Source organism: Clostridium sp. chh4-2 (assembly GCF_002899675.1).
Classification (GTDB): domain Bacteria; phylum Bacillota; class Clostridia; order Lachnospirales; family Lachnospiraceae; genus CHH4-2.
This window is the reverse complement of sequence record NZ_PKUU01000006.1, coordinates 180,778-199,336: the sequence shown is the minus strand read 5'-3', so window position 1 is coordinate 199,336 and position 18,559 is coordinate 180,778. Positions and strand designations below refer to the sequence as shown.

General features: G+C 37.5%; 15 protein-coding genes and 1 pseudogene. 15 read left to right on the top strand and 1 reads right to left on the bottom strand.

All coding sequences use genetic code 11. From position 1 onward, the window contains the following. Positions 1-62 precede the first annotated feature (62 nt). The 8 genes and pseudogenes from C0033_RS08550 (at position 63) to C0033_RS08515 (ending at position 9,121) form a co-directional block, all read left to right on the top strand. Positions 63-1,004 (top strand): glycosyltransferase family 2 protein, encoded by a 942-nt coding sequence (locus C0033_RS08550; RefSeq protein WP_103227431.1) that lies wholly within the window; start codon positions 63-65, stop codon positions 1,002-1,004. 285 nt (positions 1,005-1,289) lie between these two features. Further along, a pseudogene (locus tag C0033_RS08545) lies at positions 1,290-1,466 on the top strand (glycosyltransferase); the annotation flags it as partial. A 794-nt stretch (positions 1,467-2,260) separates the two neighbouring features. Then, a complete protein-coding gene (locus C0033_RS08540) occupies positions 2,261-2,683 on the top strand; it encodes an adenylyltransferase/cytidyltransferase family protein (protein WP_103227429.1) in 423 nt (140 codons plus the stop codon). A 34-nt stretch (positions 2,684-2,717) separates the two neighbouring features. After that, positions 2,718-4,217 (top strand): DUF6056 family protein, encoded by a 1,500-nt coding sequence (locus C0033_RS08535; RefSeq protein WP_103227428.1) that lies wholly within the window; start codon positions 2,718-2,720, stop codon positions 4,215-4,217. A 92-nt stretch (positions 4,218-4,309) separates the two neighbouring features. Next, on the top strand, positions 4,310-5,266 hold the full coding sequence (locus tag C0033_RS08530; RefSeq protein WP_103227427.1) for a glycosyltransferase family 2 protein: 957 nt from the start codon (positions 4,310-4,312) through the stop codon (positions 5,264-5,266). Next, positions 5,247-5,813 (top strand): hypothetical protein, encoded by a 567-nt coding sequence (locus tag C0033_RS08525; protein ID WP_103227426.1) that lies wholly within the window; start codon positions 5,247-5,249, stop codon positions 5,811-5,813. The genes C0033_RS08530 and C0033_RS08525 overlap by 20 nt, the downstream gene beginning before the upstream one ends. Then, on the top strand, positions 5,797-6,624 hold the full coding sequence (locus tag C0033_RS08520) for a hypothetical protein (protein ID WP_242984451.1): 828 nt from the start codon (positions 5,797-5,799) through the stop codon (positions 6,622-6,624). The genes C0033_RS08525 and C0033_RS08520 overlap by 17 nt, the downstream gene beginning before the upstream one ends. Positions 6,625-7,462: 838 nt before the next feature. Beyond that, a complete protein-coding gene (locus tag C0033_RS08515) occupies positions 7,463-9,121 on the top strand; it encodes a DUF6311 domain-containing protein (protein WP_103227425.1) in 1,659 nt (552 codons plus the stop codon). A gap of 14 nt (positions 9,122-9,135) precedes the next feature. On the opposite strand, the gene C0033_RS08510 is transcribed toward C0033_RS08515, so the two are convergent. Continuing rightward, a complete protein-coding gene (locus C0033_RS08510; protein WP_103227424.1) occupies positions 9,136-10,113 on the bottom strand; it encodes a phosphatase PAP2 family protein in 978 nt (325 codons plus the stop codon). A 132-nt stretch (positions 10,114-10,245) separates the two neighbouring features. Between C0033_RS08510 and C0033_RS08505 the strand changes: the two genes are divergently transcribed. From C0033_RS08505 to C0033_RS08475, 7 genes are all read left to right on the top strand, one after another. Continuing rightward, positions 10,246-11,316: a mannose-1-phosphate guanylyltransferase gene (locus C0033_RS08505; protein WP_103227423.1), complete on the top strand. Its 1,071-nt coding sequence runs from the start codon at positions 10,246-10,248 to the stop codon at positions 11,314-11,316. Positions 11,317-11,514: 198 nt separating this feature from the next. Next, complete coding sequence (locus tag C0033_RS08500) at positions 11,515-12,561, top strand: hypothetical protein (protein ID WP_180994635.1); 1,047 nt, start codon at positions 11,515-11,517, stop codon at positions 12,559-12,561. Next, positions 12,500-14,224 carry a phospho-sugar mutase gene (locus tag C0033_RS08495; protein WP_103227422.1) on the top strand — a complete coding sequence of 575 codons (1,725 nt, stop codon included), beginning with the start codon at positions 12,500-12,502 and terminating at the stop codon, positions 14,222-14,224. Before C0033_RS08500 ends, C0033_RS08495 begins: the two co-directional genes overlap by 62 nt. 55 nt (positions 14,225-14,279) lie before the next feature. Next, positions 14,280-15,683: a hypothetical protein gene (locus tag C0033_RS08490; RefSeq protein WP_180994634.1), complete on the top strand. Its 1,404-nt coding sequence runs from the start codon at positions 14,280-14,282 to the stop codon at positions 15,681-15,683. Between the two features lie 55 nt (positions 15,684-15,738). Continuing rightward, positions 15,739-16,941 carry a M20 family metallopeptidase gene (locus tag C0033_RS08485; RefSeq protein WP_103227420.1) on the top strand — a complete coding sequence of 401 codons (1,203 nt, stop codon included), beginning with the start codon at positions 15,739-15,741 and terminating at the stop codon, positions 16,939-16,941. Between the two features lie 33 nt (positions 16,942-16,974). Beyond that, the gene (locus tag C0033_RS08480) at positions 16,975-17,778 is read left to right on the top strand and encodes a glycerophosphodiester phosphodiesterase (RefSeq protein WP_103227419.1); all 804 of its coding nucleotides are present in this window, start codon (positions 16,975-16,977) and stop codon (positions 17,776-17,778) included. Between the two features lie 127 nt (positions 17,779-17,905). Further along, entirely contained in the window at positions 17,906-18,541 is a 636-nt protein-coding gene (locus C0033_RS08475) for a hypothetical protein (protein WP_103227418.1), read from the top strand. Positions 18,542-18,559 lie beyond the last annotated feature (18 nt).

The window sequence follows — 18,559 nt, the reverse complement described above, 5'->3', positions numbered from 1 at the left end:
TTTATGAAAGAATATCCACAGTTTATTTATATAGAAAAGATTTTGAGATGAAGGAGAAAGTTATGGATAAAATAGCCATCTTAGTGCCTTGCTACAATGAGGAGAAAACGATTGAAAAAGTTGTTACTGATTGGAAGAAAGTACTTCCTGATGCGGTTATCTATGTTTATGATAATAATTCGACAGATAGGACGGTCGAGTTCGCTAAGAAGTCAGGAGCTGTTATAGGTCATGAGTTCAAACAAGGCAAGGGAAATGTAATTCGAAGAATGTTTCGAGAGATCGATGCAGAATGTTATATTATGGTTGATGGTGATGATACATATCCAGCAGAATATGGGGGCTATATGGCTGAATTAGTTATGAAGAATAAAATAGATATGGTTGTGGGTGATCGTTTGTCTTCAACCTATTTTGAAGAAAATAAGAGAATGTTTCATAACTTTGGAAATAATATAGTGAGAATGTCAATAAACCGACTATTTAAAAGTAATATTCAAGATATTATGACTGGTTATCGTGCGTTTAGTTATCAATTTGTTAAAAGTTTTCCAGTACTGTCTAAGGGATTTGAAATAGAGACGGAAATGACAATCCATGCGGTTGATAAAAATATGATGGTAAAAAATGTTATTATTGATTACCGGGATCGTCCAGAAGGGAGTGTATCAAAACTTAACACATATTCTGATGGTATAAAAGTTTTGAAAACAATTGTTCGATTATATAAAAATTATAGGCCATTTGGTTTTTTTGCATTTTTTTCAATGATTTTAGTTGCACTATCGACAATTATGTTTATACCTATTTTTATTGGTTACTTGAAAACAGGACTTGTTCCAAATTTCCCCACATTAATTGTTTGTGGATTTACAGATTTGGCAGCTATTATTTCATTTTTTTCAGGGATGATTTTAACAACGATATCAGAAAAGGAGCGTCAGGAATTTGAATTCCGTTTGTGTTTGATTGATATGTATTTAAAACAAAATAAAAAAGAATAGATATATGTATAAGATGCAAATTGTTTATTCTTGTGAGATTGTACCTTTATTCCGGGGGGACGATTGAATGCTGAGTATTCCGGCCGCCGTGTTCCTACTGTCTGGACTAACGGATCCACCTGTTTTTGTTACTTAGATTGTGTCGGATCCAGACCATATACTTCCCTCATTGAGAGATCTTTGGTCGAATCAATGCGTTCAATAATCTGAAAACTGTATATATATATATATGATTACTTTCATCGGGAACTGTTAAAAAGACACTTCCTGATGGCTGACGAAACACCTCATGCCGAAATCTGTGTATATGATAATAATTCTTCAGATGGTACAGCTGAGATTGCTAAAACAGCAGATGCAATTGTTCGTCATGAATATAAACAAGGTAAAGGAAATGTGGTACGTTCAATGTTTCGTGAGATTGATGTGGACTGTTACATTATGGTAGATAGAGATAATACATAACCAGATTCTTTTGGCCCAGTGCTTGAGGCAGAAGTATTGGAGGACAAAGCTGATATGGCTGAAGATTTGCAACAAGTTCATTTAAAAAAGGTGTTGACGGAACTCTGCAAATTTTGCATATCCTGAAATATCCATTGACGTATTATCATGTGTTATGCAGAACCTATATAAACATTGCATGGTGGTTAATACAGACTATGCTTGGTAGTACATTGGCTTGGCTTTCTGTAAACGTTGTTCAGCCATTTATAGTCATTTACGCGTGCCTTTTGGTAAAGAAGTCCAATACTAGTTTGTATATGCAATGGACTCCTATATATAATACTACAATGGTAGGACTTCAGGGCCGATATTTTCTACCGTTGCTATTTCCTCTTTATATGGCATTTACGATGGACGGCTGTCCTCAGTTTGAAAAAGAAAATCTAGACTTTATTTCGATATATTGTATTATATTGGTTAATGTGGGGGCCTGTATGGCACTATTGTTTTCATGTTTGTAAGACTTACTAACATCAAAGAGTAGCGAATACTGGTATAAGAGAATATTCTAAACAAATGAATGTTTATTTATTTTATAAAATAATACTGAATGAATGGTAAATTAGGTCTATTTTTCTATTATGGGAGTCAGGCTGGTATTTGCTTTATTTTTATTTGTTAGGACAATCAGGGTAAATAGTATTTATAAAAAAAGTATTGGATATCCCTAGGTGCTAATCAATTGTAAACTGAGCAGCAATATGATAGAATGTTAGATAGTACATCAAGAATAGGAGAAGTGAATTGATATGAAGGATTATGATATTGGTTATATAGCTGGCGTATTCGATTTATTCCATATAGGACATTTAAATTTAGTTAGAAAAGCAAAAGAAAAATGTAATTATTTAATTGTTGGTGTTTTAACGGATGATTTAGTTCTGCACTTTAAGGGAAATCCGCCATATATTCCATTTGAAGAGCGTTTAGAGATCATGGGAGCTATAAAGTTTGTGGATAAGGCGGTTCCTGTGACATTGGATAGTATAGATAAAATGGCTGCCTGGGAATTGTATAAATTTGATTGTCTGTTTTCAGGTGATGATTATGTCAATAATGAATCTTGGATAATTGATAAGAAGCGTTTAAATCAGGTGGGCTCAGATATCCAATTTTTTCCTTATACCAAGAGCACCAGTTCGACACAAATTAAAAAAGCTATGGAGAGATAGGCGGGATAATAACGAAAAGATAGGGAGAAATGAAGTGGAAAGAAAAAATATATTTAAATATACAGCGGGGGTATTGTGCTTATTATTTGTAATAAGCATAATTCCTCTTTTAATTTTAGCGCAGTATAATCACAGCTGGGCAGATGATTATTCATATGGACTTTTAGCTTATACTGCGTGGAATCAAACACATTCTTTATGGCAAGTTTTGCTTGCTGCAGTTGAACAGGTAAAAAGCAGTTATTTATATTGGCAGGGGACATTTTCAGGAATATTTTTTATGGCAATTCAGCCAGGAATTTTTGGAGAAGAGTTTTATAAAATCACTACCTATATATTATTATTACTTTTATGTAGCAGTGTATTGTACTTTCTAAAAGTAATTTTAGTTGATTATTTATCCAGCGTCAGAAGTATTTGGCTGATAACTTGTTGTGTAATCCTATTTTTAATAATTCAGTTAATGCCAGATCCGGTTCAAGCATTTTACTGGTATAATGGTTCATTATATTATTTGGGTTTCTTTTCACTTTTTTTATTTTTAGTTAGTATTTATCTCAAATTGTTATACACAGAAAACAGAAAAAAACATGGTAACATAAAGCGAGTCTTCGTTACAATCTTACTTGCTGCTTTGGTTGGAGGAAGTAATTATGTTGGAAGTTTGCTGGCGGTGGAAATAACGCTGGCAATTATAATAGCTGCCTCATTTATGCAAATTAAAACGAAACGATTATTGTATCCATCATTCATTACTCTTGTGGTTAGTTTTGGCATTAGTATAATAGCGCCAGGGAATGCAGTCCGGGCAGCTACTTTTTTGGGAGCGCGGAAAGGGGTAATACAGTCAATATACTATTCTTTTAGATATGGAATTGAATTTATAAATGAATGGCTGGATTTATATCTAATACTAGCCTTTATGTTCTTAATTCCTTTTTTGTGGAGAACAATAAAAAGAAAAAATGGGATTGAAAAATATTGCCGATTCCCATTGTTAATGATAGCTTTTTCTTTTTGTTTATTTGCGTCTAGTTTTACACCTACATTATACTCTACAGGAGGACTAGGGCAGAATATAGAGGCAGCAGGACGAGTTCAAAATATTAGATATGTTTTATTTGTTTTTTTGATTTTGGTAAATGTTATTTATATTCTTGGCTGGTTAAAGCCAAAGCTGCCGAACGGAGAAAGAACGGTCCTATTTACGTATAAAGATATATGTTATTATTTTTGTTTTATAATTGTAAGTATTGGTATTATGCTTATGTGTCCTAAAGATTTTAATAATCTTACAAGTGTGTCAGCAGTATACACATTTTACACAGGAGAACTTCAGGAATATAAAAGAGAAACAGCTGAAAGAAAAGCTTTGCTGGAAAGTGATGAAAAAATAGTAACATTAAAGCCATATTATGCACGGCCGCGTTTACTATATTATTATAATGATATACAGCCGGATGAACATGATTGGAAAAATGAAACGATAGCAATATGGTATGGGAAGGAACGGGTGTATTTATCAGAAGAATAGTCGAGTTAATGGATTTGATGGAATAGTAATATGTGAAAAAGACCATAAAAGTAATGTGAAAAAATATGCATTAAAGGCACAAGGGTGATGAGATGAAAAAACTTTATGTAGTAGTTCCATGTTACAACGAAGAAGCTGTGCTCTATGAGACCGCAAAGCGTCTGAAGTCCAAGATGACAACGCTGATAGACGCAGGAAAAATTTCTAAAAAAAGCCATGTAGTATTTGTGAATGATGGTTCAAAGGATCAAACATGGGAGATAATTGAAAAGTTGCATAGCGATGACTCGTTGTTCAGTGGAATCAATCTCAGCCGAAACCGGGGGCATCAGAATGCACTTTTGGCAGGCTTGATGACGGTAAAGGATGTTTGTGATGTCAGTATCTCTATGGATGCGGATCTGCAGGATGACATTAATGCTATGGATGAGATGATCGAGCAATATTTATCAGGATGTGACATAGTCTATGGGGTTCGCAGCAAGCGGGCTACTGATACTTGGTTTAAGAGGATGACCGCTGAAGGATTCTACAAATTTATGGATATCCTTGGTGCCAATACGGTTTATAATCATGCAGACTATCGCCTGATGAGTCAAAGAGCGCTTGAGGGTTTAGCGGAGTTTAAAGAGGTGAATTTATTCCTCCGTGGTATTGTGCCTATGATTGGTTACCGAACTGGGATTGTTTATTATGAACGGAGCGAACGGTTTGCAGGTGAGAGTAAATATCCTTTTAAAAAAATGCTGGCATTTGCCTTCGAAGGCATTACATCCCTTAGTACGAAACCGATACGTATGATTACAGCATTGGGAATTGCCGTTTTCTCTATCAGCATTCTCATGCTGATCTGGAGCGTTGTGGGATTTTTTAGAGGCACTACGACGCCGGGATGGGCCAGTTTGATGGTATCTGTCTGGGGGATTGGCGGTTTGTTAATTTTATCAGTTGGCATTGTGGGAGAATATATTGGTAAGATTTACTTAGAGACAAAAGCGCGTCCCAGATTTATTGTTAAGGAGTTTTTAAATGATGATAAAGACGAATAAGACGCTCCATAAAATGATTTCATGGATTTGTTATGTGGTGAGCGCTGCATTGATCATATTTTATTTACTGGTATTGTGGGGAGCCAGGACTCCGGATGTTAATTGGGCTTATCAATTATATTATATTGATAAAGAAATTAATATATGGCCGGGAATAGATGGGTTTAATTATGCTTTAGGGGACATTATCTTGATGGATCAGGAACAGAAGCGCTGTGAGAGCGGTTGGGGAGCGATAGAAGCAGGAGGTCGTTGGACTCAGAATGGCGAGGCAACCATGTATTTCGATCAGCTGCCGGATAAGAATCTTAAAGTGGAATTAGTTTGCTCTAAACCAGCAGGCGATACAGACATAGTTATTAAAGCTAACGGACAGGATATATGGCAGGAAATAATAACCAAGGCTTTTGACGGAGAAAGAATAGAGATGATAGTTGGTCGAAATATGGTATCAGAGGGGCGGCTAAAACTGTCAATTACTTGTACAAGCAGCCGGCCGGTTGGAATGTTGGTAAAGGAAGTGCGAATTGATGAAAACAAAGATTAATCAATATCTGAATTCAAAATGGGGGGCTCCTTTTTTTATTCTGGCAGGACTGCTCATATCCCGGGTGTTAATGTACGTGGTATTTTGTATTTGGAAAAATGTGAACAGTGTAGATGTTAATTTTTTTGATCAAATAAATGTTTGGGACGCAGGATGGTATAGAAATCTTGCGGAAAACGGTTATGCCCTGGTGCCCGATCGGCATGAAAGCGGTGATGCGGCTAACTGGGCCTTTTTTCCACTGATGCTAATGATTATACGCTATGTTTCAAGATGGCTTCATATCAGTCTTAATATGGCTGCCAGTGTTGTTAATTCAATCTTTTTTGCTATAGGTCTTGCTGTGGCAGGAAATTATATTAAAAAAACCAGGGGAGGCCGGGAAAAGGCAGTTTTATTCATAGTGACATATTTATTTGGAATCTATAGCTTTTATTTTTCATTATTTTATTCAGAATCCCTGTTTTTTCTACTGGTTATTTCATTTTTCTATTTCATGAAATCCGAGAAATATATACTGATGGGAATTACAGGTGCGCTGGCAAGCGCAACCAGAAATGTCGGTGTAATGCTTGTATTTGCGATTGCAGCTAAGTATACAATGGATTTTGCAGAATCTCGGGGAAGGAAAACAATAGGAAGTTATTTTGGAAATGCACTGAAAAATTATAAATTGGTTTTGGGAACCGCATTAATTCCATTGGGGTTGTTTACTTATATGGCATTTTTAGGAGAATTGATGGGGCCCCCCTTGCTTTTGCGCATATACAGCGTGCCTGGGGTGAAAGCGGTGGATGGTTTAGAGATGTAATTATAACTTTAAAAGGAGAGAATCCTTTAAGAAATCTGTATTTTACAATATTTGGTGGAGTAGGATTGATTGAATGTCTCTATCTTTTAAAGGAAAAAAGATGGGATGAGGCAATTGTAGGAACAATATTTATTCTGATTCCATTTTCCGTCAGAACGGTGTCTATGCCAAGGTATGTTATAGGCGCGTATATACCAGTTTTTGGATTGACTGATTTAGCAGCTAAGTTTCCTGCGTGGATAAAAAAGGTTATTTTTCTTTGCTTGGCAGTAATTGAACTATATATGTTTTGGGAGTGGCTGAATCATAATTTTCGTTTAGTTTAATTATTGAGAATCGAAAGATGGTTAGAACTGATGTGGAAAGCGATGAGTTATGTAAGGGTATAGGCGGAATATTAAGATCACCTGGCGTAGTTCATCGCATTTGTATTATTTCACACGCTCAAAATTTTGTTTCTCAGAAACATTCATCTATAGCATAGTGGAAACTGCAACGACAAATCACTTAAAACCATACGATTACTTTGAATATTTGCTGACCAAGGTAACGAAACATATGGGGTGACCGGAAACGGCCCTTTAATGTGTCAGGGTATTGAGTATCAAGTGGTTACAATTGGATAATTTATGATGTTTTTTTTAAATGTAGAAAATATAGAGCAATACAAAGAGATTTAAAGAAATTAAGTATCCTCATAAATTGCTTATTACATATAAAAGATGGGGATAGAATTATGGAAGTAGCTGTAAATCAGTTGCACAGGAAAAAGAGTTATATCTTCAATACATTATTATTTAATGTATTATTAGCATTGCATTATACATAGGAGGTGGAAATGGTACTCTTCAAAGCACACAATGTGACATTAGAAAAAGTGGAGTTCAAGAACAAGTATAAAATTTATTTTATTTCAGCAGTAATTGGTATCATTATTTTTATTTGTATATTTGGCATTAGGGTTTTAAATCCCCAATATGTTGACTGGCTGATGGTTGGCGGAGATCTATCCCAGCATTACTTGGGATGGAAGGCATATCGTGCGGGAAAATGGTTTTTTCCTATCGGTTTAACAGACCGTTTGGCATATCCCTTGCATACATCCATTATTTTTACAGACTCTATCCCCTTACTTGCAGTAATTTTTAAAATATTATCGCCTCTGCTTCCGGCGGATTTTCAGTATTTCGGTTTGTGGGGAATTTTATGCTTTGTCATTCAAAGTATTCTGACGATCAATATTATCAAAAAATATACCAAAAATGAGAAAGTTTTAATTGCAGGATGTATGCTTATTAATTTATGCCCGGTAATGATTATCCGTATGTATTGGCATACGTCTTTAGCGGGGACATGGCTTATTTTATTAGCCGTCACGATGCTGGTTTATTATGAAGAATACTTCCGCAATACGAAAAAGGCTGTGGTGTTTGCTGCTGCCTTAGGAATATTAGTGGTTAGTGTGCATCTGTATTATCTGGCGATGTGCGGAATCGTGTTAGTAGGATATTGTTTATTGGATGTTTTAACTGAACATAAGATGGTACGTAGTTTAAAGGTGTGTGTTGCGTTTATAATATCTGCAGCAATTATGGTTTATCTTTATGGAGGATTTGGAGGAAACTCATCTGCCGCCAGTGGCGGCTTGGGTGATTTTAGCTATAATCTAAACGGATTCTTTAATCCATTTGGCTGGTCCTCGATTTTGCCTGATTTACCGGTGAATACAGGTTATCAGATAGAAGGATTTGCTTACTTAGGTGTTGGAATTATGCTGCTGTGTTTAATAACATTCGCATCTATAGTCATAAAAGTTAAGAATAAGAAAGAACTGTTTATAGATAATCATAAGAAAATAGCTGCATATGCATTTATTTTAATTATAGATTTGTTTGCGGCGGCATCTCCTGTTATTACATTTGGTAGCAGTGTATTATTAAGACTTCCGTTGCCTGGAATTATTTGGAATCTATGGAGTGTTTTTCGTTCATCAGGACGGTTGATTTGGGTTACGATATATTTAATTGTTATATGGGCAGTTTGTGCTGATATTAAGTATACAAAGGTTCATATAAAACTATTAATCCTATTGTTTTGTTTTTGTATACAGTTTTATGATATACACAAAGAACTTATGTATCGCTATCAGCGTTATATGAATAAAATGGAATTCCATAGCGTATTACAGGATGATATATGGGATGGAATTGGAGATAATGATGATATTTCCCATATTGTATTTGCTGATCCATTAGAAAAGGATGAGCTTTATTCTTTTGTTGATTATGCGATAGATCATGGCAAAACTGTCAGCGATTTTTATTTTGCCCATGCTTCTGGCGATGCAGTGAGAAATAATACTCAGTCCAGCTTGGAAAATCCGCAGAGATCGGAAATTTTTATTTTTAAGAATAGGGATTGGAACGATTTAGAACAATATCATATGGATTATTATGAAGCTGATGGATACACGATTGGCTATTGCGCACAGGAATAAAGGGGAAATTAATACTAATCATGGCAGGGATGTTTACCGCAAGTTGTTGAAAGGCGTGAAGCAATTCCAGAGACAAAAAACGGCAACCCAGCCGTTATATAAAAAGGAATCAGAGCTCCATTAATAAATGCATACTTCCCGCCGCTGACAAATAATGCCGTTATACCAGGGACTGTCTTGAACATCAAGACAAGTCCCGCCATCCCTAATAAAAATCTAAATATCTTATCTTTCCAATCACCAGAAGTTTCATCAAAATGAATTAATTTTCTATCCAGAATAAATCCGCAAAGAAAACCTGTCATGCCTCCGCCAGCTCTAAAAGCTCCGTTGATCATCTGACTTGGATTTACCAAAATCTGATCCCCGACGTAATCAAGAGGATAATTTTTGGTTTTTGCATAAAATATTAAAATAGCGGATAAGAGAATCCCTCCAATCATAATTATCAAATCGTATTTACCTGATTTGTCAATCCAGGTTATTAAATATCTGACCAACAATAGAATTGGTAAACCTAAAAGCAGCGATACCAATACATCCTGAGGAGTGTGGACACCTAAATAATTACGGGAGAATCCAACTAATAGAAACAGAAAAATCAAAAAATAGCGAAGCTTTTTATAATCTTTAAAATTAAAAAGTGCCAATCCACCCCACACAGCCACCGCTTTAGCAGTATGTCCGCTTGGAAACGAGTAGCCACTTGCACCGGGCTTTGCGGATTCCACGGGTAAGATTCGGGGGTCACGAATCCATGGGCGGTAAACACACGCAGTTATTTTAATGATCTGGTTAACAAAATTGCTTAGGTGAAAAGAAAAAAGAAGGCAGACAGCGGTTTTTTTATGTATGCACCAATAAATACCTGCGATTATTGTCATCAGAAGAAAATCCTCTCCTAAAGCAGTAATGAATAAAAAAAGATTATCGAAAAGATTATGAGTTATTGTACGGAATGATTGCAGAATTAATAAATAATTTATATCCATTTTTCCTCCAGTTTGATATGATTTACTTGATTATATAAAAGTAATTTGATAGAGTCAACAATGTGATGGTTTTAAGATGCAGATTTGCTGCATGTATATTATAATTTATTAGATAAGGGGGATATTTAAAATATGAAAATAACAGCGCTTATTATGGCAGGAGGCCGTGGAGAACGTTTTTGGCCCAAGAGCCGCAGAAGTTTACCGAAGCAATTTTTAGAGATTACAGATGATGGGAAAACGATGATCCAGCTGACCGTGGAGCGTATCTCGCCACTCGTTGATATGAAGGATATTTTTATAGCAACGAATAAGGATTATAAAAAGCTTGTTTTAAAGCAGCTTCCTGAGATACCGGAGGAGAATATTCTTTGTGAACCGGTTGGACGCAATACTGCGCCTTGTATTGGCTTGGGAGCCATGCATATCTCCAGTAAATATGAAGATGCTTTGATGTTGGTGCTGCCTTCTGATCACCAAATTAAATTTAATAAAATGTATCTTACCGCATTAAATGATGCGTGCCAGGTGGCTGAAAAGGGTGAAAACCTGGTTACGATTGGGATAATGCCGGATTATCCGGAAACCGGGTATGGATATATTAAATTTAATACTCACGATATGGAAGGACGGGCTTATAAAGTAGAGCGTTTTGTAGAAAAGCCCAGTTTGGAGGTGGCTAAGGAATATTTGGCTACTGAGGAATATTTATGGAACAGCGGCATGTTTATCTGGAAGGTATCATCAATTCTCAAAAATATGGAAAAATTGATGCCGGAAACATATGCAGGTTTGACACGAATTAAATCTGCGATTGGGACTGAAAACCAGGAGATTACTTTGGAACAGGAATTTGTGAAGATGGAGGCCCAGTCTATTGATTATGGAATAATGGAAAAGGCAAGGAACATCTATATCCTGCCAGGTATGTTCGGGTGGGATGATGTGGGTTCCTGGCTGGCATTAGAACGGATTAAGAAGACCAATGAATTCGGTAATGTTGTAGACGGCAATATTATTACTGTTGATACTCAAAATTGCATTATTCAAGGCACGAAAAAGCTGATTGCTACAGTTGGAATGAAGGATATGATTGTGGTTGATACAGAGGATGCAATGCTCATTTGTGCGAAAGACAGTACCGGAAGCATTAAAAAGGTATTGGAGAATTTGAAAATATGCAATAGGGATGAATATTTGTAGACTCTCGGACAAGGATTTTAGTATATGAACATATCTATCATATTGTTTTTGTTATTTGTAGTATTAAAACCATTTTATATATTTCCGTCAGGAAGTCTTGGAATTGGGGATTTGGCTGCTGGATTATGTTTCTTCAGTCTCTTAGCGCGGCGTATCTATGGAAAAAGATGGAAACTGTTTTATAAAAAGGATTATCTTTTGTACCTTTTTTTGGCATGCGTGGTGGGAATCAACTGCTTTTATTATATAAAAGATCCTTCTTTTGATTTAATTCAAAATACAAGCTTTTGGATTTACAGTGTAATGATTGTCTGGTGCTTCCGTGAATTGGCGGAAGAAAGAAAAATTTATCACTGGCTTAATCTGGCATTGAAATTAAATATTTTGATTCAGTTAGGCGTTTATCTGACCGGATATGGGCGGATTTATTATGAATATTGGGATGCTGACCGTTATATGGGAACCTTTAACAACCCCAATCAGATGGCTTACATCTTATTTTTAACGATTCTACTGATATATTTAGAGGATGTAACTTATCGGAGAAAGTCATTTTGGCTGTTCTTTTTTATAGATGGCGGTTTGATTTTACTCACCAAGTCTACCGGTATTTTTTTAGGGTGGTTTTTGCTTCTGGCCGGTTCAGGATGTGTCAGTCTGTATTCACGATACCGTGATGGAAAAATATCCGGAAAACTGATTTTAATAGTTTCCGTAAGTGTGGTATCGTTGGGGATTATAGCATTAGTTATGATCTGGCCGGAAAAGGGGTTTGTTATTCAAGAAGAGAATTATAATCTGATTACCAGAATACAGGAGAAACTGGCCTTATTATCAGATGGAGGAATTCGTCAGGTAATTATTGACCGCGGAGGAGAGAAATTGTTGTATTATCCCCAATATCTTTTATATGGAGCGGGAGAAGGAGGTTTTCATCGGTTCCCTCTAGCAGTGGTATGGAAAAGCGAGATTCACTGCACCATATTTAGCGTATGGTTTTCTTATGGATTGATTCCATTTGCAATGCTTAGCGTGTGGGTGTACAAAAATCTTAGAAAAATGAATTTTATATACTGGCCGGTTTATGTGGCGCTTCTGGCCGAAAGTATGACGGTGATTAATTATCGTCAGCCATTTTTTTGGCTAATACTTATTTATGCAGGAATGAGGAGTATGGGAGAAAATGACGGAAGAAGTAAGGGAAAGATACGAGCAATGGCAGAAAAATATATGCGGAGACGATGAACTCACAGCAGAGCTTATTGCAATTTCAAATGACGATGAAGCGGTCAATGACCGCTTTTACCGCGAATTAAAGTTTGGAACAGGAGGGCTGCGTGGGGTCATCGGTGTAGGAACCAATCGGATGAATGTCTATACTGTTGCAAGAGCGACTCAGGGCTACTGCAATTATCTGAATGGCTGCTGCGAGAATCCTTCTGTAGCAATCGCATATGACAGCCGGATCAAATCGGACGTATTTGCAAAGACTGCAGCAAGGGTATTTGCGGCAAATGGGATTCATGTGAATATTTTTACAGAATTAATGCCAACACCAGCTTTATCTTTTGCCATACGGTATTTAAAATGTGATGGCGGAATTGTAATTACAGCAAGCCATAATCCGTCAAAATATAATGGATACAAGGTTTACGGCGCCGACGGCTGCCAAATTACTACAAAAGCAGCGAAAGATATCTATTTAGAAATAGAAAAGGTTGATCAGTTTTTGGGTGTAAAGACAATTTCTTGGGAAAAAGCTGCGAGGGAAGGACATATTGCTGACATTGAGGAAGAAGTGGTAACTGCCTATCTTACGGCTGTATCTTCACAATCTCTCTGTAAAGATGATTCAATTGACAGAGAACTATCCATCGTATATACTCCGTTGAATGGATCCGGCCTGAAGTGTGTAACCAGCTGCTTAAAGAAAAATGGATTTAATAATATTTCAGTAGTAGAGGAGCAGAGGGAACCGGATGGCCAGTTTCCTACCTGCCCTTATCCAAATCCTGAAGTAAGAGAAGCATTGGAATTAGGACTGCGCGATGCCAAACGTTTGGACAGTGATCTTTTGTTGGCGACTGATCCGGACTGTGACAGGGTTGGAATTGCTGTAAAAGCGGAAGACGGCTATACATTGCTGAGCGGAAATGAAGTTGGTATGCTTCTTCTTGTGTACATTTGCGAGAGACGGATAGAATCAGGCAATATGCCGGAGAAGCCAATTCTCATGAAGAGTATTGTTTCTATCGATATGGCTGACCGAATCGCCCGGGATTATGGTGTTGAGACAGTTAACGTATTGACCGGATTTAAGTTTATTGGGGAACAGATTGGCCTGTTAGAGAAAAAGGGGGAAACTGGCCGTTTTATTCTGGGATTTGAAGAGAGCTACGGGTATTTGACGGGAGGATATGTCCGGGATAAAGATGGTGTGAATGCTTCGCTGATGATATGCGAAATGTGTGCATATTATAAAGCCCGAGGCATGAGCCTTTTGGATGTATTGAAACAATTGTATCAGAAGTATGGGTATTGTCTGAATACCCAGCACTGCTATGAATTTGAAGGCGCTGCGGGCAATGAAATGATGCAGAAAATTATGGACAAGCTGCGTGGATCTATGCCATCGGTATTTGCAGATAAAAAAGTGGTTAAGATTAATGATTATAAAGAATCGTTAGAATATGACTGCTTATCGGGAGTGAATAATACGATTGATTTGCCTAAATCGAATGTTCTTAAATTTATTTTGGAAGACTACTCCTCCATTATAATACGCCCTTCTGGTACAGAGCCTAAAATAAAGGTATATTTTTCTGTTATTGCGTTGGATAAAGAAGCGGCTGAAAGGATGGAGATACATTTTGTTCAGGAAGTGGAAAGAAACATTATACAAAAATAAGTATGAAATATTGTTATGGCTGATAGTGGTTGGAATTGCAGGATATTTCTTTTATATGATTTATGATATTGTATTTACTGTCTGGGATGACTTGAAGACATATACATGGATGAAAAGGCATATGCTGCAGAATGTGGCCATCTCATCTGCTTTAAACGGCAGAATTACGCATTTGTATAATGTTATTCTATTGGGGATTCCAATGCTGGCGGATAAGCTTTGGGTATATAAGCTGTTTTCCTATGGCAGTATTTTATTTGATGTAAGTATTTATTATGTTTTAATTAAAAAATATATAGATAAAAAAACAGCATATTTATCCGTTCTTTTATTTTTTGCTTTGGCAACTTTTACTCATATGCATAATTTATTTATCTCGTATGTTTTTTGTCATCAAATATTGATTGGTATTATTCTTTTGTCAATCTATTACTTCTTAAAATATTATGATGAGAGAAAACGAAGATATTTATTAGTCAGCGCGGTTTTATATGTAGCAGCATCTGCTATATATGAAGGAATGGTTCCGTTCTGGGGATTATTCTTAATCTTAGCATGGATGAAAGAGAAAGATAAGAAAAAGGTTATTGGCGATATCTTGATACACTCTATTTTGCTGATGGTTTGGCTGGCTGTTTACTTTTATTGGCAGACTTTACATCCGACAAGCTATGAAGGAGGACAGTTTTATTTTGGAGATATCGTAGGAAGTTTATATGCAATATGCCTATACTCTATCGGTTCATTTCCTTTACTTTCTTTAGTGGGAGATGCATTTGCCAGCCAACTTTCAGTATTGCGTGGGCAGACTCAGATTAGCGATCTTATCACTTGGCAGATTATTTTGACTGCGGCTTTAACTGCATTTGTGTTTGCTAAGCTAATTCCAACGATACAATGGGATAAAAAAAGGGGAAAAATATTGTTAGCTGCGCTTTTGGCAATGTTTTTACCGAATGTGATCTTAGGTTTTACTTCAAAGTATATAGAGAGTGCTAAAAAACTGATTTTTGCGTATCTTACCTCATTTTACAGTTGGTTTTTTATGATTATTGTGATGTTATTAGTAGCAGTTTTTTTATATCAAAAACTGCGATGGAAAAAGCCAATATTAGTTATATTAACCTGTATGGTATTTATCTGCTCTTTAGGCGCAGGAATTAATAATACAATATGGGATCTGGAGTATGCCCGAAGGGCGGCGCCTATGAAAGCCTTCGATAAACTGGTTTCATCAGAAAGAATAGCAGAAGTAGAAGATAATACCTATATTTATATGACAGGCGAATTCATAGAATTCTTTGGCTACTTTGATCTTTCTGAATATACAAAAATTTATACAGATAAAACGTTAGTATTTACTAATAATCCTGAAGTTTTAGATTACAATCATGCAATTTTGGAAATGAGATATGATCAGGAGCTTCAGACGATGGAATTAATTCCATATCAAGGATAAATTCATGATCATCAAAATGAAAAACATATAAAAAAATCAAAGGAGAATAATTCATATGACAAACGAAAAATCCCAAATCTGCACCACAGTAGACACCCTAAAACCCGCCCTAATCACCCTCTCCCACAACATTCACTCCAACCCCGAACTAGGCTTCCAGGAGCACAAAGCCGCAGGCTTTATTGCATCCCTATTGGAATCCCAAGGCTTTACCGTAGAACGCGGCTACTGCGGCATTGAAACCTCTTTCCGCGCCGTAAAAAAAGGCAAAGCCCCGGGCCCAAGAATTTCTTTCCTCGCCGAATATGACGCTCTGCGCGGCATCGGCCACGGATGCGGCCACAACATCATAGCGACCTGTGCAACAGGAGCCTTCTTAGGTCTTGCATCCATTATGGACAATTATGACGGTGAGATCTCCCTGATCGGCACCCCGGCAGAAGAAGGGGGAGCCGGAAAGGCAATTCTTTTGGAGCGGGGGGCATTTGATCAGACGGATTATGCTCTTATGATGCATCCGTCAGGCGGCGGTTCCAAGGCCAATTTAATCGGCCGCGGAGGACGGGCTTCGGGAAGCGTTACGGTATCATTTCAGGGGAAAGCGGCCCATTCTTCGGTGCCGGCAAACGGTGTAAATGCATTAAATGCGGCTATCAGCGTGTTTAATCAAATCGATATGCTGCGTCCTACATTCCAGATGCAGGATAACATTAATGGGGTGATTTTGGAAGGCGGAGTGGCTGGAAACATTATTCCGGAATTTTCAAAATGTGAATTCTGCATCAGAGCGGAAACTATGCATAGAATAGAAGAGCTGATTGAGATGATTCAAGGCTGTATCGATCGTGCAGCTCAGCTGACAGGTGCAGTGCCTTCTGTGGAAATGGAACCTATCTATGCAGAGCGTTATCCCAATATGCCTATGTGTGAGGCATTTAAAGCCAATATGGAGGAGTTGGGAGAGACTATGTGTTATCCTGATCCTAAGAAACAGTATGGGTCTTCTGATATAGGCAATGTATCCATTAAGATCCCAAGCATCCATGATTACATATCTATAACTGACGACGAAACGATTCAGAGCCATTCCGCAGACTATACGAAGGCTGCGGCTATGCCGGAGGCAGATGAGGTTTGTATTAAAGGTGCGAAGGGCCTGGCTATGACTGGCCTGGATATTCTGAGAAGCCAGGAATTTAGGGATGAAATCAATAAATTCCATGAAAATCAGATCCCGGACTGCTATAAAGGAAAATAATAATATGACATCAATTGTTTGGAGCAGACAGAAATGAAATATTTAAAGAGAATATGGGTAGTTTTACTGGCCGCTGTTTTTACAGCGGCAGTAACCGTCCAAGCGGCAGCTGCTGCGGAGAGAACCATTGAGGTGACTGCCCATCGCGGGGATCAGTCATCAGCGCCGGAAAATACAATTCCTGCGTTTGAGGCAGCCGCTATACATGGCGCCAAATGGGTTGAAGTGGACGTGGCACAGACAAAAGACGGCGTTCTGGTAGTGCTTCATGACCGGAACTTAAAACGGCTTGCAGGTGTTGATAAAAACATATGGGATCTTACTTATGAGGAACTGATGGCGTTGGATGTGGGAAGCTTTTATTCTCCTGAGTTTGCGGGAACCAAAGTTCCTACGCTGAAACAGGTAATTGATACCTGCCGGGACCGGCTGAAGCTTAACATTGAAGTTAAGTATAATGAGCATGAGAGCCAGGATTTTATAGCTAAGGTTGTCCAATTGATTGACCAGGAGAACATAAAGGATCAGTGTATTATTACTTCATTCTATTACGATTATGTTAAACAGGTGAAAAACCTGGCTCCTGACCTTCGATCCGGCCTGATAACCGCTAATGCAGCTATCAATTTTTCAGATTATCCGGAAGCAGATTTATTCAGCCTCAATTATAAAATGATTGACAAAAATGTTGTTTCCGGTCTTCACCACATGGGAAAGCAGGTTTATGTGTGGACAGTTAATTCGTATCCGGATTTAAAAAATTGTATTGATGCCGGCGTTGATAATATCATCACCGACAATCCTGCTTATGCAAGGCAGATTATTAGAAATAACTGATAAAAGTTTAAGACTTCAACTGGCAGCAGATATAGATTGGCGGATGAAGTGTGCATAAAGATTCGATCAAACTGGTTAAACGAATTTAAGCAAAATTTGACCCTATCATAATAAAAGGAGTTCACTGATGAGAAAAGAAGCATCATTAGAATTATGGCGGGAGCTTTATGATCTGGCTGTTGAGATCAAAAAGTTGGAGCCATGGAAAGATTTCTGGTCTATGGATATAATTGAGATACAGCTGCCTGGCTATCAGGAACCGGTTTATTGTTCGGTTATGGGAAAAGGCGGAGAATGTTATGGAATCGGCTTGTATGAGGGAGCGGATGGTTTGGCTGATTTTAACATGATTGCTACGGCCGATGAGTTTATGGTGCCGATAGAGTATGTTATGGGAGACCAGTCCAATCTGAGCTGCTATTTTGGCGACCGTGAGGAAGTGCCACCGGAGCAAAAGACGGTGATTAAGGAGCTTGGATTAAAGTTTCGGGGTAAAGGGCAGTGGATTTATTTTGAATCTTTTAAGAAAAGATATCTTTCATATATTCCCGACGAGCGGGAAGTAAAGGTGCTGTTGGATACATACAGGGTTCTTCCTATTGCAATTAAAGCTGTTAGGGATCATACGGTTGAAATCGATTGGGATAATGGTGAGATTCTGTCCTGCCGGTTTGACGAAGATAAAAAAATATGGAATATGTCCGGTATTCCCCACCCTGACTGCTTTAGGCAATATCCATCCATCCATTCAATTGACAGATGATATTTTAAGACAGAAATT

Coding starts and splice junctions, on each gene's coding strand:
- C0033_RS08515 (WP_103227425.1), top strand. CDS start 7,463: ATGGTACTCTTCAAAGCACACAATGTGACATTAGAAAAAGTGGAGTTC.
- C0033_RS08540 (WP_103227429.1), top strand. CDS start 2,261: ATGAAGGATTATGATATTGGTTATATAGCTGGCGTATTCGATTTATTC.
- C0033_RS08530 (WP_103227427.1), top strand. CDS start 4,310: ATGAAAAAACTTTATGTAGTAGTTCCATGTTACAACGAAGAAGCTGTG.
- C0033_RS08510 (WP_103227424.1), bottom strand. CDS start 10,113: ATGGATATAAATTATTTATTAATTCTGCAATCATTCCGTACAATAACT.
- C0033_RS08490 (WP_180994634.1), top strand. CDS start 14,280: ATGATTTATGATATTGTATTTACTGTCTGGGATGACTTGAAGACATAT.
- C0033_RS08525 (WP_103227426.1), top strand. CDS start 5,247: ATGATGATAAAGACGAATAAGACGCTCCATAAAATGATTTCATGGATT.
- C0033_RS08495 (WP_103227422.1), top strand. CDS start 12,500: ATGACGGAAGAAGTAAGGGAAAGATACGAGCAATGGCAGAAAAATATA.
- C0033_RS08485 (WP_103227420.1), top strand. CDS start 15,739: ATGACAAACGAAAAATCCCAAATCTGCACCACAGTAGACACCCTAAAA.
- C0033_RS08480 (WP_103227419.1), top strand. CDS start 16,975: ATGAAATATTTAAAGAGAATATGGGTAGTTTTACTGGCCGCTGTTTTT.
- C0033_RS08550 (WP_103227431.1), top strand. CDS start 63: ATGGATAAAATAGCCATCTTAGTGCCTTGCTACAATGAGGAGAAAACG.
- C0033_RS08475 (WP_103227418.1), top strand. CDS start 17,906: ATGAGAAAAGAAGCATCATTAGAATTATGGCGGGAGCTTTATGATCTG.
- C0033_RS08505 (WP_103227423.1), top strand. CDS start 10,246: ATGAAAATAACAGCGCTTATTATGGCAGGAGGCCGTGGAGAACGTTTT.
- C0033_RS08520 (WP_242984451.1), top strand. CDS start 5,797: ATGAAAACAAAGATTAATCAATATCTGAATTCAAAATGGGGGGCTCCT.